Genomic DNA, 25,501 nt, shown 5'->3' on the forward strand with positions numbered 1-25,501 from the left:
GCGCATGAATGAAAATAAAGATGTCAATCAAACCGTCCTAAGTGTTAGCCAGCTGAATCAGCAAGTGCGTATTCTGCTGGATGATGTGGTGGGTACGGTACGCGTTGAAGGTGAAATTTCCAACCTTTCCATCCCACGCTCCGGCCATGCCTATTTCAGTTTGAAAGACGATAACGCCCAAGTTCGTTGTGCTATGTTTCGCCAGTATAGGTTACGCAGCCCAGCAGAGCTAAAAGATGGCGATAAAGTTGTGGCAACCGCGCAAGCTAGCCTATACGAGGCCCGCGGTGAATATCAGCTTGTTGTGCAGCACATTGAAAATGCTGGTTTGGGCGCTCTACAGCGCGCATTTGATGAGTTAAAAGCCAAGTTACTAACTGAGGGCTTATTCGATAGCGCACACAAAGCCCCCATACCGAAAGCCAAGCATTGCATTGGCGTGATCACCTCGGCCACTGGTGCAGTAATTCACGATATTTGCACAACGCTTGAGCGGCGCAACCCACTAATTAAGGTAAAAGTTTGGCCAGTTGCCGTTCAGGGTGAAGCTGCTGTTGCTGAAATAGTAAATGCTTTAAAAGCAGCCAGCAGCGATACAGAAGTTGAAGCCATTATTATTGGCCGTGGTGGCGGCAGCCTAGAAGACCTTTGGGCGTTCAATACCGAACCTGTTGCACGAGCAATGTTTGACTGCCAGCACCCTTTGGTGAGTGCGGTTGGACATGAAACAGATGTAACCATTGCTGACTTCGTAGCTGATATGCGCGCCCCTACGCCAACAGCGGCAGCCGAGCTAGTGAGCACCGACCAAACAGTATGGCGCAGAAACCTAGTAGACTTGGCTAAGCGCTTAAAAAGCCAATACGACCGACAGTTCCAACAAAAACAGCAACAGTTAGATGTAGCAAGCCTTGCCTTGGATAGATCTATGGGCTGGCAGATCAAACAAGCCGAGCAAGGGCTATTAGGCTTAAGCAATCGGCTTCGACACCCGAAAGACCGAGTAAAAAACGCCGAGGAGCGCTTGGATAATTTAACCACAAGGATGAGCAAGGCTATCAATGTAGCGGTAAAGTCCGAGAGCCAAGCCCTTGCTAGTTTACAAAGCAGGCTTAACCCACAAATCATCGCCAACCTCCATGCAAACCTACAGAAGGAACTATCCCACAGCTGTGAGGCATTGGACTACGCCGTAAATCAGCAATTAAAAGGCAAACAGAGTTTATTTGTAGAACAAGTGAGAGCGCTAAATGCCCTCAGCCCGCTAGCCACTTTGGAGCGCGGATACACCATTACTACCGACGCCCAAAACAAAGCCATCGAAAGTGCAACCAAGGTCAAAACAGGCGACAAGCTAATTGTGCGATTCAAAGATGGGCAAGTGCAAACGACGGCTGACTGATTTGCGATTTACTGGGACACCCATCGTTAACTTAACCAGGACACCCATCGATATATAATTGAGAAACCCATAGTATTGAAACCAATCGGGAGGATACGTAGGACACCCACTAGACACTATCTAGGATCACAGAGTCATGTTTTATAATTGGATTAACCATGGGTGTCCTGATTAACCATGGGTGTCCTGATTAACCATGGGTGTCCCGACTACAGCGAGTACACCAAGCCAATTGTGACGATGGCGACACACCCTACTAACAGCGACATTGGAATGCCTACTTTTATAAAATCGGCGAAGCGGTAGCCGCCGGGGCCGTACACCATTAAGTTAGTTTGATAGCCCAACGGGGTGATAAAGCTTGCCGAGGCGGCGATCATGATTGCCATAACATAGGGCTCGAATGGCACACCAAGTAGCTGCGTTGTGTGCATGACTATTGGTAACGCCAGCAAAGCCGCGGCATTGTTAGTGATAACTTCTGTGAGTAGCACCACCATTAAGTAGGTAAGAATGAGCAGAAGCCAAGCGTCTCCCCTACCCCAGCCAACTAACACTTCTGCTAATACTTCGGCAACGCCAGTTTCTTTCAGCGCGGCACCGAGAGCGAATGAAGCAGCAATAGTAAGTAATACTGGTAAATCTAGACTCTTTTCGGCTTGCGATACCGAGCAGCATCCGGTTACAACCATACCAATGGCGCCAACCAGACTCGCTTGTAGCATACTCAACGCCCCGGTTGCGGCGGCAACCACTACCGCAAGTAACAACCCCCAGGCCAAGTATGCTCTACCATACCTTGGCGGCTCAGCCTCTAGATCGTTTACCAACAAAAAATCGCGGTTATAGCGCTGGCGAGACACGAACGCCGAGCGAGCTTCGAGCAACAGGGTATCACCAGCCGTTAAGGTAATATTCGACAAATTACCCTGCACGCGCTGGCCATTTCGCGCTACAGCTAGCACTACGGCACCATAGCGCTCACGGAATTTTGAGTCACGGATGGCCTCGCCAATAGCCGAGCAATGTTGCGAAACCACTACTTCCACTAAGCGTCGGTCTGGGTCGTTGCGATCGATAATCGGTGTGCTATCGGTGACCGAAGGCTCCAAGCCGTTTATGTGCAATAAGTCTGATACAGCATCCGTTTCACCAGCAAATACTAAGCGGTCACCGCCACGCAGTTCCATGGTAGGAGGCACCGCCGAAATAATATTATTACCGCGGCCAATCTCGACCAGAAACACGCGTTCCAAAGCGCGCAAACCCGCTGCTTTGATGCTTTTGCCTTCTAGTGGCCCGTTAGGGGTAACACTAACCTCAAGCGTAAACTCACGCTTGTTGGCAAACACGTGCTCAACATCGTTACGCGGTAACCACTTAGGGAAAAACCACCACATTAACCCAATACCAGCAATCAGCACTGGAATGCCAATAGCGGTAATGTCGAACAACCCAAACCCTTCACCACCGGTAATCTGCTGAACCTGACCATTCACTACCAGGTTAGTGCTCGTACCAATCATGGTGAGCGTACCACCCAAAATTGCCGCATAACTGAGGGGTATATAAAGTTTTGACACAGGTTGCTGAATGCGCGCGCCCCATCGTTTAACGGCTGGAATCATCGTTGCCACAACCGGCGTGTTATTCAAAAAACCACTTAACAATGAAACTGGCACAGCAATACGCAAAATCGCCGAAGCTAGGCTTCGAGGCTTACCTAAAACATGATTAACCAAAATGTCGATACCACCAGAGCCGTGCACCCCTGCAGCCACCACAAACATGGCGGCAACGGTCACTAAACCTGGATTAGCAAACCCTGCTAACGCGCTTTGAGCATCAATAACCCCTGCCAACAACAATGCTGTCATTGCGGCTAGCATAACCAAATGAGTGGCGAATCGGGTAAAAATGAGAGTGCTCAAAGTCACTGCCACAACGGCAATCGCAAACCACGCGTGCCAAGACATAAAACTTTCCTAAACGACGAAGTGTGTGAACCTTAACCTAAGTTCTTATACACGTAAAAGCACTATTTCTTAGAGCTTTATGATAAACGGAAATAAGCAAAGATAAAGCATCGCATTTTTAGGTGTCACTTGTATGGCGCCAGCTTTGAACTATTCTTTTGTTAAATAGCATGTTGAGTTCATGATGACTGCGCTAACTCGAATACTCTATGTAGAAGACGCCCCCGACATTCAGGTGATCGCCAAGCTCGCGCTTGAGTCTATTGGTGGCTACGAAGTGCTCATGTGCTCTTCTGGTGCCGCGGCCCTTGCGCAGGCCCCCGCATTTAAACCTCAGTTACTGGTATTAGATGTAATGATGCCTAACATGAGTGGTCCAGAAACGCTTCTGGCATTGCGAGAGTTGCCCAACTTTTCTACTCAGCCAGCGGTATTTGTTACTGCCAAAACCCAACCCGATGCACTAGCACATTACCGCCAAGTTGGCGCGGTAGAAGTAATCGAAAAACCCTTTGATCCCTTAAAGCTCGCCGCTCAGTTGCAAGAAGTGTTTAACCGCTATGCCAGTCACTAGCCAGCTACATAGCCGCTTATTCGAGCTTTCCATCGATATGTTATGTGTGGCTAACTTTGATGGTTTCCTTATCTCACTCAACCAAGCGTGGAGTGAGCACCTGGGCTGGCCGGTCGATACGCTAAAAAGCCGACCTTATATTGAGTTCCTTCACCCCGATGATATTGAGCCAACTTTAAAGGCTGCTGCCGGGCTCGCCGAGGGCGACAAGGTCATCAAGTTCACTAACCGCTATCAGCACCAAGACGGCAGCTACCGCTGGCTAGAATGGAACTCGGTAGCCGTTATTGAAGAACAACTTATTTATGCATGCGTTAGAGACGTAACCGATAGCAAGCGCCAAGCCGATTTACAATATGAAATAGAGCAATCGCATGGTATTGGGTACTGGGAAGTGAACCTCAATAACAATACCATCAAATGGTCAGACATTACCCACAAAATTCACGGCACAGACCCAAAAACATTTACCCCAAGCATTGCTACCGCGCTGAACTTCTACGCCCCTGAAGCAAGGCCAATCATAGACCCAGCCGTAGCAAAATTAATGGAGTCAGGCACGCCATACGACTTAGAGCTGCCGTTTCTAACAATCGACAAGAAGCCCATCTGGGTGCGGGCAGTAGGCCGAGCCGAAATGCACGATGGCAAAGTTATTGGGGTATTTGGCACCTTTCAAGATATTACGCAATCCTACTTGCAACGTGCTCAAATTAAACAAAGCGAAGAGCGACTCCGCCATTTTTTCAGCGAGGCGCCTTTTGCAATTGGGCTGGTGGATACCAAGAGTATGGTGTGGCTAGAGGTCAACAGCCAAATGCAAAATGGTTATTTGAACCCGGAACCACAGCTACTCAAGCAGTTGCCAGATCATTTGTGGACTGGCACACATGAATCTTTCAAGCAAGTACTCAAAATTGCCGATGACGAAAAGCCCGCTCAAATTACTACAAGTGCAAACATCAAACAAAACGAAGTATGGGTATTGATATACGACTTAAGTGAGCAAGAGCGCATTGCGCAGTTAAAGAGTGACTTTATTGCTTCGGTAAGCCACGAGCTAAAAACACCGCTAACTGGCATACAAGGCGCGGTAGGGTTACTGCCGACCATGATTAAAGGCAAACAAGATGTTGATCAGCTGTGCAACATTGCGCTAGCTAATGTACACAAACTGCAGTCTATTGTTAGCGATCTACTTGATATGGAAAAGCTCCTTTTTAAGCCGTCGGAGCTTGTTGTAACCGAGCATCAGGTTGAACCGTTTTTGCTCCAATGCATTGAAACCTGGCTGCCACAAGCCGAGCGGCAAAACTTGAGCATTAAAACTTTTTGCGATTTACCTACCGGCTTTACAGCATGGTTCGACGCTACCAACTTACAAAAAGCGCTCGGGCAACTAATTAGCAATGCTATTAAGTTTTCAGCTCCACACAGCGAAATAGAAATACGCGCACAATTATTGGCAAATCGCCAGTGGCAGTTAATAGTAACAGACTCCGGGGTAGGTGTACCGGAAGCGTTTGTTCCCTACCTTTTCGACCACTTTACCCAAGCCGAAAGCGATGCTAAACGCAATTTTGAAGGCACTGGCTTGGGCCTAAGCATTGCTAAAGCAATCAGTGAAGCTCACAACGGGTCGCTAAGTTTGACTAACGCGCAACAGCCGACGGTGTTTACCATTGAGTTGCCGCTAAACCCGCTATCCTGAATAGCTCAGTATTTCCTTGCTTGGGTTAATAGCTTAATAAGCACTACAATACAGGTCAATTATTTAACCAAGAGGTGCCCCATGTCGGTTTTGGGCGATTTATCCGTTGAAGTTTTTTTAAAAGAATATTGGCACAAAAAGCCAGTACTTATTCGCAATGCCTACCCTAATTTTCAGAACCCTGTCGACAAAGAAGAACTTGCGGGGCTATCCGTTGAGCCTGACGTTGAAAGCAGAATCGTTATTGAACGAGGTAGCGAGCAATGGGAACTCAAGCATGGCCCCTTTGGTGACAATGACTTTGCCGAGCTACCAAAGAACAAATGGACGCTATTGGTACAGGCGGTAGACCATTGGGTGCCAGAGGTAAAAGAGCTATTAAAGGACTTCGACTTTATCCCGCGCTGGCGACTAGACGACATTATGATTAGTTACGCCACAACTGGCGGTTCAGTGGGGCCACATTCAGACTACTATGATGTGTTTCTTATTCAAGGTGCCGGTCAAAGGCGTTGGCAAATCGATCGAGTTTGCGATGAAACGGACGAAATTTTACCCAACACCCCAGTTAAAATTTTAAAAGAGTTTACCGCTCAGGAAGAATGGGTACTCAACCCAGGTGACATGCTGTATTTACCGCCAGGCGTGGCACACAATGGTGTAGCGCTCGATGATGAATGCATGACACTTTCTGTTGGCTTTCGAGCACCAAGCGACGCCGACATTGCCTGCGAGTTTGGCGCAATGCTCACCGAACTATTACCCGACCACCATAGGTATGGCGACCCAGAGCGCGAGGTGCCGGAGCACGCGGGCATGATTGACGAAAAATCAGTTCAAATTGTCAAAGGTATCATGCAACGCCACATCGACGACCCAACGTTAATGGCTCGCTGGCTAGGCCGTTATATGACAGAACCCAAGTACGCTGATCATGGTGAACTGGGTGCCGAAATTGCCTGGTCTGAGATTGCCGAAATGTTGCAGGACAGCCATCCTGAACGCCACCCTGCTTCGCGTTTTGCAACTTATCAAAGCTATTTGTTTGTTGATAGTAAAGAGTACCTACTCGATACAGATACCAAAACACTAGCTAACTACATTGCTGACAGCCATCAAGATCTACAAAGTGAGCAGCTGTTAACCTTGGCACAAACCCCTAAAGCCCAACAATTGCTTGCCGATATGTTTAGCACTGGGGCATTGGTGTTTGTGGATGATGATTGGCAAGACGGCGATTACGATTAGCTTACTGTTAGCAACGAGTACATTCGCGACTGAATTATTCGTTTATCAAACTGACCGCGGGCCAGTGGTGCTTACTCACGCACTGGCTCAGGCACAAGATCAAACGCCAGCCCTTGACCTAGTTGATTTAACCATTCGACGAGCCGCCCATCGCTATGAGCTCGATCCAAGCTTAATACGAGCAATTATTGAAGTGGAATCGGCATTTAACCCGCAGGCGGTATCGTCTAAAGGCGCAATGGGTTTAATGCAATTAATGCCCGCTACAGCAAATGCATTTGCCGTGGACGACCCCTTCGACATTGAACAAAACGTGTATGCAGGCAGCCGTTTTTTTTCTGAACTGATGCGCAAGTATGGCGACCTTCGCCTGGCCTTGGCCGCATATAACGCAGGCGAACCCGCCGTTGACGCCAGCGCCAGCGTACCTAACTTCCCCGAAACCCGTAATTACATCGAAAAAGTGCTAGCGCTTTACCAGCCATAACTAGTGCCTGAAACGGCTACTGGGACACCCACCAATACAGCTTTATCCGAACTGCATTGGTATGGATGCCCCGGATAATAATGATGGGTGTCCCGGTTGTGTAGCCATAACATCATCGATGGGCGTCCTGCTTATGGCAGTATTGAACAACATCGATGGGTGTCCCGATAAAGTCGACCCTAGTAGTTCACTCTAAAACCAAGATACACACCGTCATTAATTGATACCGGGTCTTGCTCTGCTTCTAATCCCGCTGTGTAATTGGCGCCAATGAATGCACGTGCTTGTGGCAGTACGCGATAGTTTGCGCGCAAGTGAAAATCACCAAAGTGGTCGTATTGTGAAAAGGTTAAAATTGGTGGGGCGTAATGCACAATGGCCTCAACGCCAAATCCTCTGGCGAAGTTGGGCTGGTAGCGAACAAAGAAACCTGGCGCAAGTGCACCACCTGAGCCGCCATCTTTGGCGTCGAACCAGTAAGCTTTACCACCTAAGCCAGCAATCAGAGGGTTTGCTGCTGCTTTGCTATCAACAGCATGGAACCCAGCGTTCAACAACCAGCCTTGGTTTTGGTTGTAAGCGCCACCTAATGAGATTAACGCTCCAGTACCAACACGAGCGGCTTCATGCTCAATTCGCACTGACTCAAGCGAGATAGAGAAGTCGACAGCGCCACCAGCGTTCGCCATTGAAGCTAGGCTCAAGCAGCCGGCAATCATAAATTTACGCATTTTTGGGTTCTCCCAAACACCATTTAATGAACTTGGTCACATTGTATAGCATTGTTGGATATAACAAAGCCCCACACTTGTGAGGCTTTGGCAATGGTTCAGGTCTTGGCATATTCGCCAACGTAGAACCTTTATTTAGGCAGGCAGCTCGGCAAGCAAGCTGTTCAGCGTTTTAACATAGCCAGCTGGGTCCGACAACTCAATACCTTCGGCAATACGCGCTTGGTCATAGATCAATCGGGTTAGGGCTTCAGCTCGCTCATCCGACGACGCTTCACCAATTTTCTTCAGCAGTGGGTGGTCCACATTTACTTCCAAAGTTGGCTTGGTGTCTGGCATGGCCTGCCCTGCCGCTTCCATGATCTTACGCATTTGCTCACCAAGCTCGTGTTCACCACGAACCAAACAAGCTGGTGAGTCGGTTAAGCGATGCGAACGTTTAACAGCGCTAACGTCTGACTCAAGAATTTTCTTAAGTTTTTCTAGCAAAGGCTCGGCTGCTTTATCAGCTTCTTCCTCGGCTTTTTTCTCTTCGTCAGTTTGTGGCTCGTCTAGATTCAAGTCGCCTTTGCCAGCGTTTTTGAACTTCTTGTCTTTATATTCAGACAAGTAAGACATCATCCACTCATCGATGCGGTCACCAAGCAAGATAACTTCGTAGCCTTTTTTCTTCAGCACTTCAATATGCGGGCTTGCTGAAGCGGCTTTCACACTGTCGGCAATAACGTAATAAATATGCTCTTGCCCTTCTGGCATACGCTCAATGTAGCCGTCTAATGTTTCGGTGTAGTCGAAGTGGCTGTTCTTCGACGTAGCAAAGCGAAGCAAACCAGCAATTTTCTCTTGGTTGCTCATGTCTTCGCCAATACCTTCCTTCAATACTTCACCAAATTCTTTCCAGAAGGTTTTGTATTGTTCCTCGTCTTTAGACAAGGTGCTGATCATGCCAAGCGCGCGTTTGGTTAGCGCTTTTTTCATGGCTGTTACTTGCTGGTCTTGCTGCAAGATTTCGCGCGATACGTTTAGTGACAAGTCTTTGCTATCTACCACACCTTTAATAAAGCGTAGGTACATTGGCAAAAACTCTTCGGCGCGATCCATAATAAACACACGCTGCACGTACAGTTTTAAACCGCGCGCACCTTCGCGCTGGTATAAATCCATTGGTGCGCTGCCTGGCACGTAAAGTAGCGAAGTATAGTCTTGGCGACCTTCAACTCGGTTGTGTACCCAGGTTAGCGGGTCGGCAAAATCGTGGCCTAGGCTGTGGTAGAACGACTTATACTCGTCATCAGAAATTTCGTTCTTCGACTTTGTCCAAAGCGCTTGGCCGTCGTTAACTTTTTCCCATTCAATAACGGTGGCGTCGTCTTCACTCTCACCTGGCTTTTCGGTTTCTAGCATAACCGGGATGCCAACATGGTCTGAGTATTTGCGAACCAGCTCGCGTAAACGCCATTCGCTTAAAAACTCGTCCTCACCTTCGCGCAACGTTAGCTCAATGCGCGTGCCACGTTTTGCTTTTTCAATCTCTTCTAGGTCGTACTCACCCTCACCTTTTGAAGACCAGTGCGTGCCTTGTTCGTCGCCTGCTTTGCGGGTAAATACGTCTACTTGCTCCGCAACAATAAACGAAGAATAGAAGCCAACACCAAACTGACCAATAAGTTGGCTATTGTCTTGGCTATCGCCAAGCTGCTTGATAAATTCCGCCGTGCCCGACTTTGCAATGGTGCCTAGGTTTGCCACCACGTCGTCGCGCGTCATACCAATGCCGTTGTCTTCAATGATGATCTTGCGCTGATCTTTGTTGATACTGAGCTCAACCTTTAGGTCACCATCTCCTTCATACAGCGCATCATTCTCTAATGCTAAAAAGCGCAGTTTATCCGCCGCGTCCGAGGCGTTAGAGATCAACTCACGAAGGAAAATCTCTTTGTTCGAGTACAAAGAGTGAATCATCAAATTGAGCAGTTGTTTAACTTCGGTTTGAAAACTATGCGTTTCTTTTGCTGTGGTTGTCATGGTTTTGTCATCTCAGCTTAGTTACATCGGCTACAGATATGCGGACACCCACACAAGTTTTCAAGTATTCCTTTGTTTGTTTTTCATCCGATGGCATTATTGAGCCAGATTTTGAGGGAGTTGTTTATGAATCCGGGAAGCAAGCGCGAGATTTTTGGCTGGTCGATGTATGACGTCGCCAACTCGGCCTATACCACAGTTGTTATTTCTTTTGTCTACTCGGCGTTTTTCGTGGACTACATTGTTCCTGGTGCTAGCCAAGCACAGGGGACATACTGGTCCATTGCCATTCTGGGCTCCACTGTATTGTCTATGGTGTTGTCTCCTTACATTGGCCGCTTAATTGACCGTGGCTTTTCTAAAAAGAAACTGCTCTTCACTTCTACCGCCATTTGCTCACTATTCACGGCACTGTTAGCACTGGTTTCGCCGGGGCAAATTTGGCTTGGTATCGCGATTATTTTCGTTAGTAATGCAACCTGGATGCTGGGTGAGTCGATCAATGCTTCATTTCTGTCGGACTTAGCCAGCAAAAAGAACATGGGGTTAGTATCTGGTATTGCTTGGGGCGTAGGTTACCTAGGCGGATTACTGAGCATGGTAATTGTTGTACTGCTTTGGGTATCGGCTGCTGCGGGCACACCAGAGTATGTTGCGCAAAACCAAAGCGCGATGATTGTGATGGCCGTGTTCTTCATGGTGTTCTCATTGCCAACATTTTTACTGGTTAAAGATCGTCGTACACCAAACCCAAACCCGGGCATGACGCTCTTCACCATGGTGCAAGACCACAAACTTCTCACCCAGTTTTTTATTGCGTTTACTTTTTACATGGCTGGCATGCAGGCCATCATCAAATTCATTGGCATTTACACTAGCTCGGTGCTGGGCATGAGCCAGCAAGATTTAATTAGTGTGTTCTTGGCCACACAGCTGTCGGCATTTTTTGGTGCATTGGCCTTTGGTTTTATCGAGCGCGCGCTCGGCGCAAAGCGCACTATCTTGTTAAGTATCGGATTGTGGCTAGTGTGTGTGCTGAGCATGTACTTTTTAGAAAATTTGGCGGCTTTGTTTGGCATGGCGCCGAATACAATGTTCATTTTTGTAGCGTTAATGGCAGGCTCTGGCATGGGTTCTATTCAAAGCGCCAGCCGCGGCGTAGTTGGCCTGGTTGCACCAGAGTCTGAAGCCGGTTCTAGCTTTGGCTTGTGGGGTTTCTTTGTTCGGGCTGCCTCTATTTTGGCGGTTGGATTTGGCGTTGCCTTCGATATTGTAGGTGGCCGCCAAGCCTTGTGGGTAGTGATTGCACTGTTCGCGATCGGTGGTTTCCTACTATGGCGTCTAAAAAGCCAAGCTCTTGAAAATCACAAAGCTGCTTAGAAACTGCTTGAATAGCTTTTATTGGGACACCCATAGATATTCGGGACACCCATCGTTCATGAACTTCTATAGGGACAGCCATCGCTCAAGCGCCAGTTGAGTTTATTTACGGCCTGCACTAGTGGGTGTCCCAGTTAGGCGTGGGTGCCCAGAACATCGGTGGGTGTCCTTGGTAACGAACATCGGTGGGTGTCCTTGTAAACCTTGGATAAAACTCGGGCACAAAAAAAGTCGGTAACTCGCGTTGGCGACTTTACCGACTTAGACGATGGTAACTAACGTTCTAATAAACATCCCATTTAGGGTATCAGCCGCGTGGCAGGCAGCATTAGTAACACTGCCGGCGCATCCCACCAGAGGCTGGATGATTCCGGCTGCTTTCCCGTTCCACCTACCACTGCGGCTAACTTAACCATACAAAAGAGATTTGCAGCTGTCACGTCTTTTTCGCCAAATTTCATCAAATATTGGTAATAACTTTAAAAACCAAAGCATTATTAACGGCAACGCACAAATAAAAAAGCCCCACCGTTAGGCAGGGCTCTCAAAACATTGCTTGGTTACATGTCGATGTGATGCTTTCCAATACGGCGTTTCGCTTCTAAATACGCGACGTTGCCTTCTTTCTTGTGAACACCGGTGCGCTGTGTACCCACAACGTCGATACCATGCTCACGAAGCGATTCCGGTTTTTTCGGATTGTTGGTTAGCAAGGTAATCTGCTCAACATTTAAAGCATCGAGCATCAGCGCCGCATCGCCGTAGGTGCGCAAATCGTCGTCGAACCCTAAATGGTTGTTGGCGGCGAATGTATCCATGCCTTCCGACTGCAATACATAGGCATCAAGCTTGTTGTACAGTCCAATACCACGGCCTTCTTGGCGCATATACAAAATAATACCGCCCTGCTCGGCCATGGTTTCGATGGCTTCTTCAAGCTGTTCGCCACAGTCGCATCGCGACGAATGGAATACGTCGCCTGTTAGGCACTCTGAGTGAACACGTACCAATGGTTTGGCGTTGGCGTCTGCCCCTTTGAAGATAATGGCGACATGCTCTTTACCGTCTTTGAGGCCGCTAAAGCTCACCATTTCGGCTGGGTATTTACTGTTTTGACCAACGCCCAGTTTTACACGCGCTCGTACTGCACAGTCGGTCGTTTGCTTTGCATTCAAATCCGCACTCTCTTGAGAAGAATTTTCTGTAGAATTGGCGGAAGATACCAGAATATGTTCCATGCTGCTCGCTCTCTTGCGTTGGCTTCATCCAATTTACGCCATGTAATTCTAGCTGGATTTTTAAAAATGCATGATTTGCCCTATTTTGAACAACATCTTGAGCGTATTAATTACATGCCATGGCGCTACCATCTGCTCAAACCCAAGATCAAAAACGCCATAAAAGCACACCAAAAAGCCTGGCAAGAAACGCTTTGCAACCTAGAAACCATCGACATTCGTGGCGAGGTATTTATCTCTCCGAAGGCAAATTTGTTCGCCGAACCAGGGCGCACCATTATCATTGAGGATGGTGCTGTCATTGGCGCCGATTGCTTTTTGCACGGCCCTATTCACATTGGTAAAAACGTCGGCATCAACCCTAACTGCCATATGGATGGTGGAAAAAAAGGCATTTACATCGGGCAAAACACTCGCATTGCCGCACAATGCAAGCTATTTGCATTTAATCATGGCACAGCCGCAAATAGCCTAATCAACGAACAGCCGGTCACCAGCGAAGGAATCCACATTGGCGAAGATGTATGGCTAGGCGCGGGCGTTGGTATTACCGATGGCACTCACATGGGCAACCACAGTGTGGCTGCCATGAACGCAACCGTTACCCGCTCGGTTGGCGAGTACAAAATTGTTGCTGGCTCGCCAGCGCGCGTAATTGGCGATAGGCTCGACAAACCTGGGCACTACCGGGGGGAATAACACTAATCAAATAGCCCTCTGGCACTAGCAGTATGCTCTGTACAACAAAGCTACGGCATGCTTACGCATGCACCCAAGAAACCTATTTTTGGCACTATATGCCCCAAGGCATATTTTCGTTACAATCAAGTACTTGCAAATGGAATTGGGCAAATAGGACTTAGGGTAAATGACCACCACAACAGAAGCTCTCGAATCCTTCGCTATCACGGCTAGCGAGCTTTGGGCTAGGCGGAAAAAGCTGCTAAGGCAACCCGTTCGCCGACAGCGCTTGCTTGCACTCGAGCAACAGCTTGCCGCAGCATTATATGCGCTTGCTCATGCACGAATAAAAATAGACGCTCAGTGTGCTGGAACCAAAGCATATATTGATGTGCAAAATATTGAAGCCACACAGAACACCGTGCATGACCTAGTTGACGAAGCGCCTGAAGATGTAGCGTTAGCCATAGCGTTAGCGTTTCCCAAGCAAGCGCCCGAGTCGCTATTGAACTGGCTCGGCGAGCTAGACAACCAGCCGTTTATTGCAATACTACTCGACCAAGTAACCTGGCCAGCAGAGCAGTTAGAACAGCTCTTCCAAGGCGGAAAAGCGCCTCTGCGCCTAGAAAACCAGATAGCAAACATGCCTGCGGCGTATCAATATTGCCTAACTGCAGGCGAGTTGTCTGAGCAACTCATTGAGCAAGTCACACCTGAGCACTTTACTTACTTATGTTTACACGGCGATATTGCTGCGCGCCCAACCATGTTTAACCTGTTGGCCGAGTACCCACCAGAGCTGATTGCAATAAATGATATTTTGCTTTTCCAGCCAGAGTTTATTGAGCAGTGGATTGAGGGTTTTGAACACCCTCGTGTCGCAGCACCTCTTTACCAAAACTGGCTCATTATGACCCAACAAAAACTACCCCAGGTGCCACGCCTACAGGGCGATAACGTGACAAGTAAAGACAGCATGCCAAGTAAAAACGCTGCAAAACAATATCTAGCAAAGCTAAACCCGCAGCAGTACAACCACAGGGAGTGGCGAAAAACCGCGCTAAAAGCTTATTTAACTGACTATCATCACCCAAGCCTGGCACCTGCATGGAATGTATTTGCACACACGGGGAACAAACTGGGAAATGCCAATCAACTCTGGCAGCAACAATGGTTGGAGCACCTTAGCTAATGCAAGTTAATAACCATACCGACTTTACCGCTGCTGCTTTTCCAGGTTGGTCACTGACTGGCCAACAAGTGATGACATTGGTGGTAAAAGCTAGCTACAAATGGGATGACGAAGGCAAATTAAGCGTTGTTCCCGAGCCTGAACTTGTTTTGGCCGACGAGTATCAAGAAGATGACGCTAACCAACCAGTAGTCAAAGCGTCGGAGATCGCCGTTAGTAAACAAGGGTTCGAGCTGCTAATCAGTGGCAAAGCCCACCCACCAGGGCCAGCCAAGGGTTTGATTGTACAAGCAGCATTACTTGACCAAGAAAAGACTGAACTCTGGCAAAAAAAACTCGCCGTATTTGGCGAGCGTAAGTGGGTATCCGGCTTAATGGGGCGCAGCATAAGTGAACCCCAACTCATAAAAGACCCAGTACCACTAAGCTACGCCCTTGCATACGGTGGCCAATACCAAGACCGTAAAAAGCGACTCATTCAGTTTGAGCAAAACCCAGCCGGCCTTGGCTTTAATCCAGACGATGAGCAACTGCCAGCTATTGAGCAAAAGCCACTGATTAAAAGCCGCCGCGATCAACGCGCACCAGCGGGCTTTGGCCCAATCGCACCAATGTGGGCACCACGACAAGAAGCGTTTGCAAAACTAGATAGCGATGCCGCTCAAGCAGGTGAATGCCCCTATCCTGCGGGTATCGAGCAAGATATGTTTAACTGCGCGCCGCTCGACCAACGCTTTACTGAATTACCAAAAACAGCTAGCTATGTTCGCCTGCAGCATATGAGTGCTGACCAGCCGATGATGGACATAGAGTTTCCCTCGCTTCAGTTAACAGCGGCAGTGCAATCTATTTCCGATGCTAAGCCCAAACCACTAAATCTGCAATGTGACACCATGATGCTGGATAGTGAAGAAAAAACGCTTAACCTACTTTGGCGCGCTAGCGTGCCGTGGGATTTTGATCGCACTCCACCTGTACAGTTTTGGCTAGAACAAGCATGAGTTTAATTGTTACCCACAGCAAAATTGAAAGCTGCCGAATAGAAAGCGCATTGGGCGATGACCCCGCCGTGCTACTGGCAAGTTTGATGGCTGGACAAACTGCGATTACCGAACAGGCAGAACGGAAAACAGCAAAAAATACGCCCGAGCCAACACCAGTTTACGCCGCGCCCTATGTTCAAGGCATGCACGATAAACTTGAGCGCCTAGATATAATGCTAGGAGCCTGGCTAAGCACTGAGCGCTTTGCCGCGCAAGACAACACAGTTGTATACCTGTTAACCGACCACCCGCTGGCGGCAGAACAACTGCAACAGCACGGCTATACGATTGCCTTGCAAACCAGCTCAGTTGACGACTTTCTTCAACAAGCAAAACCACTGAGCGACCAGCCAGATGCCCAGCCTAACGACAAGCGCCAGTTATGGATAACACTACACAGTGAGTTTTTAGATAGCGAGCGCCATAACCTGCGCGCCGACTTATTCCACTTTAATAACCAAGAAGGCAAGATTTGCGGCGAGGCCTTAGTGGCCATCGAATTTAGCTGGCAACAACAAGCCCAGCGAAAGGTCACCAGGCTAACCGAAAATAGCTGGCAAACACTCAGCCGAGTGCAGAAAGTAGCCCTGGCTGAGCATCTAGTTGAGCACACAGCTGCTCACTCAGAAAGTCAGCCAAACAGCCATTGGTTAACAAATTTTAATCAAAGCCGTGGCGCACAAAATGAGCAGTACCGAGTTGTACAGCGCCAACAACAAATGCAAGTTAAACAACAGCAGCAAAACACTGAAAACACCGCCAACGATGTGGCCAATGTAGACAATAGAACATTACCTATTAATGCAGCTGAAACGACATCTGCGACCCAGTTCACCAGTTTACACTCTACTTTTGGGGAACTTGGAAGCGCTGCCCTGCCACTGCTATTATGTTTGTTGAATCAAAGCTCGACCCTAGCTGTACCATTGCCAAAATTCAGTGGCATTATATACCAACAGCAGGCGACGCGTTTACTAATTGAGCCAATTAAAGAATCATAGATCTAAAGGAATAGACCATGTCTGGAAATGTTTTAATCAATGCACTAACAGCTGTTCATGCGGGTTCGAACGGCATACTCAACACAATTGACGTATGCATGACGCCTATTCCCTATGGCTCGATCCCAATTCCCTACCCCAACGTTGCTCAAAGCCGCGACGCCGATAAAACCGCCGACAGTGTGTTAATTAACGGCAATCCAGCTTGCCACCAAAAGTCGGTATTCAGCAAAAGCGTGGGCGACGAGCCAGGCAGCCATAAAGGCGTTGCATCGGGCCAGCAAGGCGCTGAGGCATCTTTTATTAGCGCAAGCTTCAACGTGATGATTGAAGGCACACCCGCAACACGCGCCTTCGATACCATGGTGTCGAACAAAATGAACACCCCGCCAATGCCACTAATGCAACCACCAGGCATGCCACCTATTGCCATGCCAGCCATGAGCGAAGACGAAGTAGAAGCCGAAGAAGGGCCATACGTAGCAGGTTATTCGGTGATGGGTGATGTAGAAGTAAAACCCAACCTTGATGTAACAGCGGAAGAAACCGAATAATAAAACGGAAGAACAGAGGCAAGGACACCATGAGCAAGCGCGAATTTACCATCAGCACCGCCGACGACGGCAGCCGCTACCTGCATTTATCGATCACCGACCAAGCACTGGCAAACGGAGAGCAGTACCGTGTGCCTCTAGCAGAAATGGAGCCGGTGTTAGTAACCGATGCGCCAGACGAGTGGCCTTTGGTAGTTAGGCCAATAAAAATTCAGCTAACGCATGATCTCGACAATTTGCTTGCAGGCAAAGAAAAGCTAGGCCAACGCTCAACCATGTGTCTTCCTGTACGTTCTGGCTGGCTGTACCTATTTAAAGGCGGCTATTTGTGGCGCGAGCTGCGAGTGGAAGATGGCCGCTACGTTGATGTAAACCTTGCGGTGCACAAAGGTAATAATGAGCGCCCTGCAACGTGTTTATCTCGCGACTGCATTATTGTACCGGCCTCCAATGATGGCGAAGAATTTGAAATAAAAGCGGCGTTTAGTGAAGAGCAGTGGAGCTGGCGACATATCAACCTACTTGGTGGCATGTGCCCAGACGACCCGCGCAACCTAGAAAACCCGCAAGTTTCTGGCATCACAGATTCCCAGCTAGTCGAAGACCGGCTATGTCAGTTAGATGTTTGTGACTCGCTTGATGAAGATGAAACGCTAAAAATCAGTACGGCGGCGATGCAGCCGTATTTTAATGCCGAAGTACCTGACGAAGTTGCCGTTTATACCCTGCCAGATTGGTTGGGGTATGGTTATCACATAAGCGAAAAATTGGCATTAAAAGTAGCGCATGTTCGAAATGAAAAAAACCGTTTAGTTAATTTTCAGGAAATTCAAAGCTCTCAAGGTGCAAGTGCTGCTGACCATTTTGCAAAAACCAAGCTAGCGATCGAAATTAATCAACGCTACTTTTATGGCTTAGACCACTCTATTGATCAGCAACCAATGCAAGTTAAAAGGTTCTTTGATCAGGATAGTGGCAATGACAGCTTCATAGGCAGGGAAGAAGTTCAGGCTTATTACCGTGAGCACTATGATGAGTATGAAAAACTGTATGGTGCTGGTGCTGGTCTTAGAATCCAGCATGAATTACGTGAAGAGTATAAACGGCTCGAAGAAAAGCATGGCGCAATCAAAGACCGATTTGAAGACCTCAAAAAATGCCGTGAACAAGTTCATGACCATCAAATTCGCTCCATATTGAGAGCAACATTCTTTGAAAATGAAGCAGAAAAAATATCTAACCTGCAAACTAAATTCGTTGACGTAGTAGACCATCCAAGCTTCGTGGCAAGGTTCAGTGATTTTGCACACTTAGGTTCAGATGAAGACCCTAGTTTGAGATTTCAGGGAGTTGCACATTTAGCAAATATGTTCGAAGGCGTCATGCATGACGTGGCCGATATCACAAGTGGCTGTGCGATGGACTATGCGAAAATTCGAAGCCTACAAGTCGCCAATCCGTTACCCGATTTAGTCAAAAAGATAATAGGCAGCTCCCCTTTCAAACACCCTGTTTACAAATATACCTTCGATATTGCAAACCTTGCGCCTAATTTAGTACAGCAGTTTAACCAAAAGCTAGCAGAGCCACTTACAATTGAAGCCGCTGAGGCCATGGGACTAGATGAAGTAGAAGGAATTGCAGAGCTTATTAGAATGGTGCCTGCTGTTAAAAATCCAATAGACTCAGAAGACCAGACTACCTCAGAAGATTCAGATAGCTTCAATAGGGGTTTAGCAAAACAGCTGTGTAAGATCCCCCTCATTTTTGTACTGCTTCACGATTACAAAAAAGATAACAGTATTGACCGTTACTTACAGGAAGATAGTCCCCTTTTCTACGACAAAAATGAGGATATACACCGCCCGCCAAATGACTTTGATGAAGCGGTAATGGCTCAACAGCAGCAAGAAGCTGATCTAATCGATGAACGTATAAAGTTAGATGACGAAATTGCTAAAGTTGAGGTAGAAAAAGCAAAAGTTCAACAAACAATATCCGACTATGAAAATAGGATTTCGAAGCATAACAACGAGTTAAGAAGAGCACGCCTTGACGTGGTAGACGCGGTCGAGGAAGCGAGACAGTCAACGATTCAGGCTCAAATTAAACAGACTCGTGCATATAAACTTGAAGCTGAGCGTGAGCTATCAACCCTGAACATCCAAGAGTCTGAGTTAAAACATCAAAGAACACGTGTTGAGCTCTATGGTCATGAGCAAGCGGCAGCAACTAGACAGATGCGCTCCCGTGCCGCTAGACAAGCTGCGTCAAATACAAATATAGGCGTAGAACCGCTTGGTGATGATTTGGTGGGTGCCAATAAAAAACTTGCTCGCTTTCAAAATATGCTCTACGGCAGCCAGACAATGCAGGTAGAAGTCTCAGTTGTACAAATTCTAGATGGTGACTTTCCAGCAACGCTCGCGCCAGCAAATCTAAGCAATTTTCATAAGCGACTTCAGACAGATATCAATAGCCTCAATGAGTTACTGAGCGCTGAAGGCCCAAAATTCAGATTTAAAACGAGTTCAGGAATTACCCTTTCCGTTCCACTAAGTAGCTGGAAGAGTAACCGCTCAAACATGCAACGATTGCTAAACGAGTATGGAGCAGTCATTGCTGACTTAGGCGAGCAAGACATTACGAGCGAGCTTCAAAGCAAAAAACTGTCTTTATACTTCAACAAGGTAGAAGTAGATCTTCCACAAGAGCAGCTGGATCAAATTGTCGAAGCAAGAAATAAACTAAATGCTCTTCGTCAAGAAGTAAAAGGTGCTCACAAATCTTTAGAAATTGCACGACAGCAACAAAACCTGAAATACACTGAACTAAAGAGAGTTCAAGATCAGCTCGATGCAACAGTAGATAGCAGCCTATTAGCTCAACAAGAGCTAATAAATAAACAGCTAGACCAAATTGAATCTACTCGCTACCCAGCATTAGTTCAAGACATTGAACCGTCAGTACCTTTCAGGCGAGTTGCTTTTGCTGCAAACACTGGCATGTTTATTTTCAATATAACCTTTGCGATTGATAAGTATAAAAGCCTTGTTGAACTAAGGTCAGTTAGGGCTACTGTAGAGTTTATCGCAGCACTTGCCGATTTATTTGACAGCGCAATCGCAGTATTTGAACTCGGGTTACGATCGTGGAAAGCGACGGGGGCCCCTCTCTTAACGAGGTTTCAAAATCTCGCCCCTAACACCAAACTTGCTATTAAAAGTGTTAGCAAAGGCTTAGGCATTCTTGGTGGTGTCGCAACTTTTGTACAGGGTGCATTTGACTACTTTGACGCTACGAAAAGCAACGATTCAGCAATGCTAGTATCAGGCCTCACATGCATGATTGCAGGTGCTCTTTCAGTAGTAGCTATACTAGCAACTGGGCCACTAGCATTGGTTCTAGGTATATTGGCCATCGGATTTGCAATTGCTTCAGCAGTGGCAGCATTGTTTGCCCTAAGTGATGAAGAAAAGATTTTAGCCCATACTCCCTTTGGTGTACTCCACCATAGGCTAGCACCACAAACATACACTTCCTACAGTTACTATACAGGTTCAGTCACAACGACAACTGTAAATCCAAACGATGAATACCAGCACTATGAAGAGCCAGAAGTCGCTCTACAAAATTTTGTGAGCTTCACGAGTGCTCCGCAGTTAACTATGAAGTCGGCGGCATCGGGTCTCTACATCTACCTACCAAGTTCAGCAAACACTACTATAGCATCATATTGTTACCGAGTATTGGTTAGAGCCAAAGATTTTTATATGCAAGATGCACAAGAAGAATGGCGAACATTAATAGACGATGGCGTAATTAATAGCGGTGGTTGCTTTGGAATAAATAGTGAAGAGTTAAACCCTCTATTTACACTAGAACAGGGACAACAGTCGAAATTATACCTGTCTAACTTATTGTTCAAAAAGTTAAATGAGGGTGCAAAACTACAGCTAAATGACTCATTTGATACTTTTGAAATTCGATTAGTTTGCCGTAGCGAATCTCTGGAAAGTGACGACGAGCAATCCTTTAATGCGTTAGGGCTCTCAAACCAACTACCGACAGCACCAACTAAAGTGCCTAATAACTATAGTCCTACGTCTAATGTAATTGAATATGCTGGACAAAAGTTCGCTAAGTTTAATCAAGTCTGGTGGTATGCATCCGAGGAAGAATATGACTATACGTAAACGACCAAAGTTTTCTGACACCCCCTCAGGAAGATTAAAGTCTATCTACCAGGAAGTATTTGTTGGTCCGGCAAAGGAAATTGATGATTCATTGAGTGAAAGGCTATACTCTATTGTCAGACTAAAGCAAGCACTAGCAGGGCAATACAACTGGCTCCTTTTGTTGTTGATGATGCCCTTATTCATAATTTACGACTTTCTTCGAGTTTGGGGCTTTGCGATCGTAGCAGCCGGTTTTCGCTATCTTCCACCTAAGCTACGGAATATTAGCTCTGAACTGTCCTTTGATCCAAGTTTTTATAATAAGTACCCAGCAAAACATATCATAATACCAAATCGGCTATATAGCGGCCCGCAAGAAATAGGCGTTAGTGATGGTGAACATTTGTGGGTTGAAAATGCCCATTCTGCGAATAGGCCTATAGCAGGTTTTTTCATTATTGGCCTTAGCATTCCACTTTTAATACCAGTTATTTTTGAGCCGCTGGACTTTATTCTTGGGCTGTTAATGCATCCTTTAAGCCCACTAGTAACTCTACCCTTATTATTCGCTTCGCTATTTTCATTTTCTTTCTTGCCAGTCAAAACTGGCATTATGTTCCATCGGCGAGCCCAAACGGCTACGTTTTACCGCGGTTGGTTTCGCAAACCGGTAACAGTACCCTACAAGCAAGTAACCTATACAGCTGGTATTGACCCCCGTGGTACAGGTGGTTGGCTAGTCATTCGCGCGCGAGTACCTGAAAACATTTCTTTTACTGGCTGGGTAAAACTTTCTACAGCAATTAGCGATCAGAAAGCAATGGCTGCCGGCGCAATCGATGTGTTTATGGATTTAGACAATGACTTTGCTATGCCTCGAAGGATTAAGGAAAGTATAGAATGGCACCAAGAAAATAAAACCAACCTGTGGCGCTATACCCAAGAAGAGATCACCCCAGAAGAAGCTGATAACTACAGTAAAAAAGATAGTCTGTATAACTCATCCTTTTGTGACACATTCATGCCTCAATATAAAAAAGCAATGAATCCAAAAACAATTAATGAAGCAAGACAGACACATAGAGAATGGGATAAAAGAGCTCAACGCCACAAAGCATCTGAATTACGCACATCCGAATTCAACAAACACAAAAAAATCATATCTAGCTACATACATGAAATATTAAACAAAGAAAAAAACAACTCACACCTAAAAGAATTTAAAAAAATTGAAAAAAATTTCCACGATGAAATATCTACAGAATTAAGAGCTCAATTCTTACCATTTTATTTAGCTGTTCAAGAAGAAGTACTAAAGCTAAGAGAAAATGAGGAGTCACAATCTCGACGAGCTGATTTGAGAAAGCTATCAGACGGAACAAAATTAGATCTATCCAGATTAGAATCATTGCCAAAGCTTGACGATTTTTTCCATGCAATAGGAATTGCATACAGGGAAAAATTGATTAAAGAAGAGACTATCCGTGAATTACTTTCTAAATTAAAATCAACAGAAAGCTATTCAAATGGTTTATTGAAGGACTATGACTGGAGCTCTTTGGAACAACGAGCGCTAGAAATTGTATTTTCTTGATAATCATTTATTGTCATGACCTCACTTAAACGCTTCCGCACCAGCTACAATGATTCAGTAAAAGGCCGGCTCAAGTCGATCTACGATCATGGCTTTCGTGACTTTGACGAGTTGAATACCCTCAATCCGTTAAAGCGCTCAATGGTGTTTGTTTACCTATTGCGCGCATGGCGGGGTGAAAAATCTTGGTTCACCATCCTTTTTTGGCTGACATGGGGCATGTTCTTAGATGGATTACGATTGTTGTGGCTTTATTTTTTATTCGCATGTAGTCGCATTGTTACCCCTAAGCTGGCGAAGATAGATACTGAAGTAAACTTTGATACCAAGCTTTACGAAAAATTTCCCGTTGAGCAAAAAATTTGGCCTAACCCTCAATGTGGATTAGATGAAACGGGCGACTGTGATGGAGAACATCTTTACGTTAGCAACCCGGTAAACATTTATGGGCCTATGACTTGTTGGCTGCTTATCGGCTGGAGCAGTCTGTTTTTTATTGATAATGTCGCTGTTGCGACCTTATTGTTTCTGTTATCACCCTTTTTGACGACCTTCATTCCTTCTAGCACCGGCGTGATGTTTCATCGCCGCGCCCAAACTGCGACATTTTATAGAGGATTGTTTGGCACGCCAGTGACGGTGCCATTTAAGCAAGTATCATACGCTTCAACACTAGACCCTGACGGTGGTGCGAGCATGCTTGTGATTCGAGCTAAAGTGCCCCGTAAAGATGGCAGTGGTGCCTACTATGTTCGTTTTCGCAGTTTTGATACCGACTACCTACGTCAGCGTGTAGGCGCGATTTATGCCTTCATGGACCAGTCCAACGTGGCCGCCATCAGCATACTCGCCAAAGAAAGCATTGAATGGCACAAAGCGAATAATGAAACGCTATGGCGTTTTACCAATAAAAAGCAGCCACCAGCAGAGAGTGCTCAGCATTACCAAAGCGAAAATAGTCTATACAACCTTACCGACCAACTCATTACGCCTCACTCCATTCGGTTTGGTGAGATCGTTAATCCTGAAACTCGTGGCGCTGGTTTGGCTGAAGATAAACGGGTACTCGAGACTCGCGCAGAAGTGCAGGCAATTCGGGCATATAAATCTGAATACGAAAAAGCAAAACCCATTATTGCCGAGTTTTTTGCTGCACAGTTGGATGAAAGAGCGCCGTTATATAATGAGAGCATTGTTTTTCCTTTGCTAGAAAAATTCGAAAGTGAGGCATGCCTTTCTATTGTAGGTATTACATCAAGCTTTTATAGCAATTCTCACGAAGTTTTTTCTAGGATTGACAATGAAATAATTCAGGAAGAAAAAGGAAATGCCATGAGGGAGGCAAAAGAAATTCGAAATTGTCTTAGCTTCGTAAATAGGCAACGTGCTAGTGAAATTAAAAACGCTTTAAATAATTTCAATAAAGTCAAAAAACGGCTAGCGTTCTCATTAAACAAACATTACCCAACTGTAGAAAATATTACTGATATATATATAAAATTTACATCAAGCGAAAGGCTCAAAGATGGCTTTCTAGCCGACTATGACTGGCAAAAGTACGCTGAAGATTCAATTGCAGAGATTTGTACTGCAGCGAAGAAACGTGAGAAAGCAGCCGTAGTGAATAACTAGGTAAAACACCATGACCTCACCTAAAAGCTTCCGTACCAGATACGACGATTCAGTAAAAGACCGGCTAAAGTGGCATGAAGTATGAGTATGCCACCTGTAATTATTCTGGTGGTATGCATCTGAGGAAGAATATGACTATACGTAAACGACCAAAGTTTTCTGACACTCCCTCAGGAAGATTAAAATCTGTCTATCAGGAAGTATTTTTTGGTCCGGCAAAAGAAATTGATGATTCATTGAGTGAAAGACTATACTCTATTGTCAGACTAAAGCAAGCACTAAAGGGACAATATAACCGACTTCGTTTTTTTCTGATAATACCCTTATTCATAATTTACGATTTTCTTCGAGTTTGGGGATTTGCAATCGTAGCAGCTGGTTTTCGCTATCTTCCACCTAAGCTAAAGACCATTAGCGCTGAACTGTCTTTTGACCCAAGTTTTTATAATAAGCACCCAGCAAAACATATCATAATACCAAATCGGCTATATAGCGGCCCACAAGAAATAGGAGTGAGTGATGGTGAGCATTTGTGGGTTGAAAATGCCCATTCTGCGAATAGGCCTATAGCAGGATTTTTCATTATTGGCCTTAGCATTCCACTTTTAATACCAGTTATTTTTGAGCCGCTAGACTTTATTCTTGGGCTGTTAATGCATCCTTTAAGCCCACTAGTAACTCTACCCTTATTATTCGCTTCGCTTTTTTCTTTTTCATTCTTGCCAGTCAAAACTGGCTCTTCGCATTTAAGGGTGTAGCTGAGTTTTAAAACCTCCTGACTCCAACAGGCACCGAGCTATGTAGTTGGTTACATTCCTAAAGCCCAGAGCTGTGCCACGTAAGTGTTCGAGTCG

The 25,501-nt window shown here is 46.2% G+C and carries 19 protein-coding genes; 15 read left to right on the forward strand and 4 right to left on the reverse strand.

All coding sequences use genetic code 11. The features are described from left to right. Positions 1-4: 4 nt before the first annotated feature. Positions 5-1,402 carry an exodeoxyribonuclease VII large subunit gene (gene xseA / locus DUW71_RS04885; RefSeq protein ID WP_158583878.1) on the forward strand — a complete coding sequence of 466 codons (1,398 nt, stop codon included), beginning with the start codon at positions 5-7 and terminating at the stop codon, positions 1,400-1,402. Between the two features lie 209 nt (positions 1,403-1,611). Here xseA and DUW71_RS04890 read toward each other — a convergent pair whose 3' ends face one another. Next, on the reverse strand, positions 1,612-3,378 hold the full coding sequence (locus DUW71_RS04890; protein ID WP_119394115.1) for an SLC13 family permease: 1,767 nt from the start codon (positions 3,376-3,378) through the stop codon (positions 1,612-1,614). A 184-nt stretch (positions 3,379-3,562) separates the two neighbouring features. Here DUW71_RS04890 and DUW71_RS04895 point away from each other — a divergent pair, with 184 nt between their 5' ends. From DUW71_RS04895 to DUW71_RS04910, 4 genes are all read left to right on the forward strand, one after another. After that, the gene (locus tag DUW71_RS04895) at positions 3,563-3,952 is read left to right on the forward strand and encodes a response regulator (RefSeq protein ID WP_119394150.1); all 390 of its coding nucleotides are present in this window, start codon (positions 3,563-3,565) and stop codon (positions 3,950-3,952) included. Further along, complete coding sequence (locus DUW71_RS04900; RefSeq protein ID WP_119394116.1) at positions 3,939-5,663, forward strand: PAS domain-containing sensor histidine kinase; 1,725 nt, start codon at positions 3,939-3,941, stop codon at positions 5,661-5,663. The genes DUW71_RS04895 and DUW71_RS04900 overlap by 14 nt, the downstream gene beginning before the upstream one ends. A gap of 81 nt (positions 5,664-5,744) precedes the next feature. Continuing rightward, positions 5,745-6,911 carry a cupin domain-containing protein gene (locus DUW71_RS04905; RefSeq protein ID WP_119394117.1) on the forward strand — a complete coding sequence of 389 codons (1,167 nt, stop codon included), beginning with the start codon at positions 5,745-5,747 and terminating at the stop codon, positions 6,909-6,911. Beyond that, the gene (locus DUW71_RS04910) at positions 6,880-7,398 is read left to right on the forward strand and encodes a lytic transglycosylase domain-containing protein (protein ID WP_119394118.1); all 519 of its coding nucleotides are present in this window, start codon (positions 6,880-6,882) and stop codon (positions 7,396-7,398) included. The genes DUW71_RS04905 and DUW71_RS04910 overlap by 32 nt, the downstream gene beginning before the upstream one ends. Before the next feature lie 179 nt (positions 7,399-7,577). Here DUW71_RS04910 and DUW71_RS04915 read toward each other — a convergent pair whose 3' ends face one another. Next, on the reverse strand, positions 7,578-8,129 hold the full coding sequence (locus DUW71_RS04915) for a YfaZ family outer membrane protein (protein WP_119394119.1): 552 nt from the start codon (positions 8,127-8,129) through the stop codon (positions 7,578-7,580). Positions 8,130-8,264: 135 nt separating this feature from the next. Then, entirely contained in the window at positions 8,265-10,154 is a 1,890-nt protein-coding gene (htpG, locus tag DUW71_RS04920) for a molecular chaperone HtpG (RefSeq protein ID WP_119394120.1), read from the reverse strand. Between the two features lie 126 nt (positions 10,155-10,280). On the opposite strand from htpG, the gene DUW71_RS04925 reads away from it, so the two are divergent. After that, the gene (locus DUW71_RS04925) at positions 10,281-11,534 is read left to right on the forward strand and encodes an MFS transporter (protein ID WP_158583879.1); all 1,254 of its coding nucleotides are present in this window, start codon (positions 10,281-10,283) and stop codon (positions 11,532-11,534) included. A 560-nt stretch (positions 11,535-12,094) separates the two neighbouring features. Here the strand turns inward: DUW71_RS04925 and DUW71_RS04930 are convergent. Continuing rightward, positions 12,095-12,709, reverse strand: coding sequence for a GTP cyclohydrolase II (locus tag DUW71_RS04930; protein WP_233546028.1), 615 nt, complete (start codon positions 12,707-12,709; stop codon positions 12,095-12,097). A 129-nt stretch (positions 12,710-12,838) separates the two neighbouring features. On the opposite strand from DUW71_RS04930, the gene DUW71_RS04935 reads away from it, so the two are divergent. The 9 genes from DUW71_RS04935 (at position 12,839) to DUW71_RS04975 (ending at position 25,405) form a co-directional block, all read left to right on the forward strand. Further along, positions 12,839-13,471, forward strand: a complete 633-nt coding sequence (locus DUW71_RS04935) for an acyltransferase (RefSeq protein ID WP_119394151.1) — start codon at positions 12,839-12,841, stop codon at positions 13,469-13,471. A 169-nt stretch (positions 13,472-13,640) separates the two neighbouring features. Further along, a complete protein-coding gene (locus DUW71_RS04940; RefSeq protein ID WP_119394123.1) occupies positions 13,641-14,645 on the forward strand; it encodes a hypothetical protein in 1,005 nt (334 codons plus the stop codon). Next, positions 14,645-15,646: a DUF2169 family type VI secretion system accessory protein gene (locus DUW71_RS04945; protein WP_119394124.1), complete on the forward strand. Its 1,002-nt coding sequence runs from the start codon at positions 14,645-14,647 to the stop codon at positions 15,644-15,646. Before DUW71_RS04940 ends, DUW71_RS04945 begins: the two co-directional genes overlap by 1 nt. Continuing rightward, complete coding sequence (locus DUW71_RS04950; RefSeq protein WP_119394125.1) at positions 15,643-16,689, forward strand: hypothetical protein; 1,047 nt, start codon at positions 15,643-15,645, stop codon at positions 16,687-16,689. Before DUW71_RS04945 ends, DUW71_RS04950 begins: the two co-directional genes overlap by 4 nt. 17 nt (positions 16,690-16,706) lie before the next feature. Continuing rightward, positions 16,707-17,243 (forward strand): DUF4150 domain-containing protein, encoded by a 537-nt coding sequence (locus DUW71_RS04955; RefSeq protein ID WP_119394126.1) that lies wholly within the window; start codon positions 16,707-16,709, stop codon positions 17,241-17,243. Between the two features lie 29 nt (positions 17,244-17,272). After that, positions 17,273-21,439 carry a hypothetical protein gene (locus DUW71_RS04960; protein WP_119394127.1) on the forward strand — a complete coding sequence of 1,389 codons (4,167 nt, stop codon included), beginning with the start codon at positions 17,273-17,275 and terminating at the stop codon, positions 21,437-21,439. Next, the gene (locus DUW71_RS04965) at positions 21,426-23,015 is read left to right on the forward strand and encodes a hypothetical protein (RefSeq protein WP_119394128.1); all 1,590 of its coding nucleotides are present in this window, start codon (positions 21,426-21,428) and stop codon (positions 23,013-23,015) included. The genes DUW71_RS04960 and DUW71_RS04965 overlap by 14 nt, the downstream gene beginning before the upstream one ends. A 15-nt stretch (positions 23,016-23,030) precedes the next feature. Continuing rightward, positions 23,031-24,647 (forward strand): hypothetical protein, encoded by a 1,617-nt coding sequence (locus DUW71_RS04970; protein WP_119394129.1) that lies wholly within the window; start codon positions 23,031-23,033, stop codon positions 24,645-24,647. Positions 24,648-24,778: 131 nt separating this feature from the next. Next, positions 24,779-25,405: a hypothetical protein gene (locus tag DUW71_RS04975; RefSeq protein ID WP_119394130.1), complete on the forward strand. Its 627-nt coding sequence runs from the start codon at positions 24,779-24,781 to the stop codon at positions 25,403-25,405. Positions 25,406-25,501: the final 96 nt, after the last annotated feature.

The organism is Salinibius halmophilus (assembly GCF_003577475.1).
GTDB lineage: Bacteria > Pseudomonadota > Gammaproteobacteria > Pseudomonadales > Natronospirillaceae > Salinibius > Salinibius halmophilus.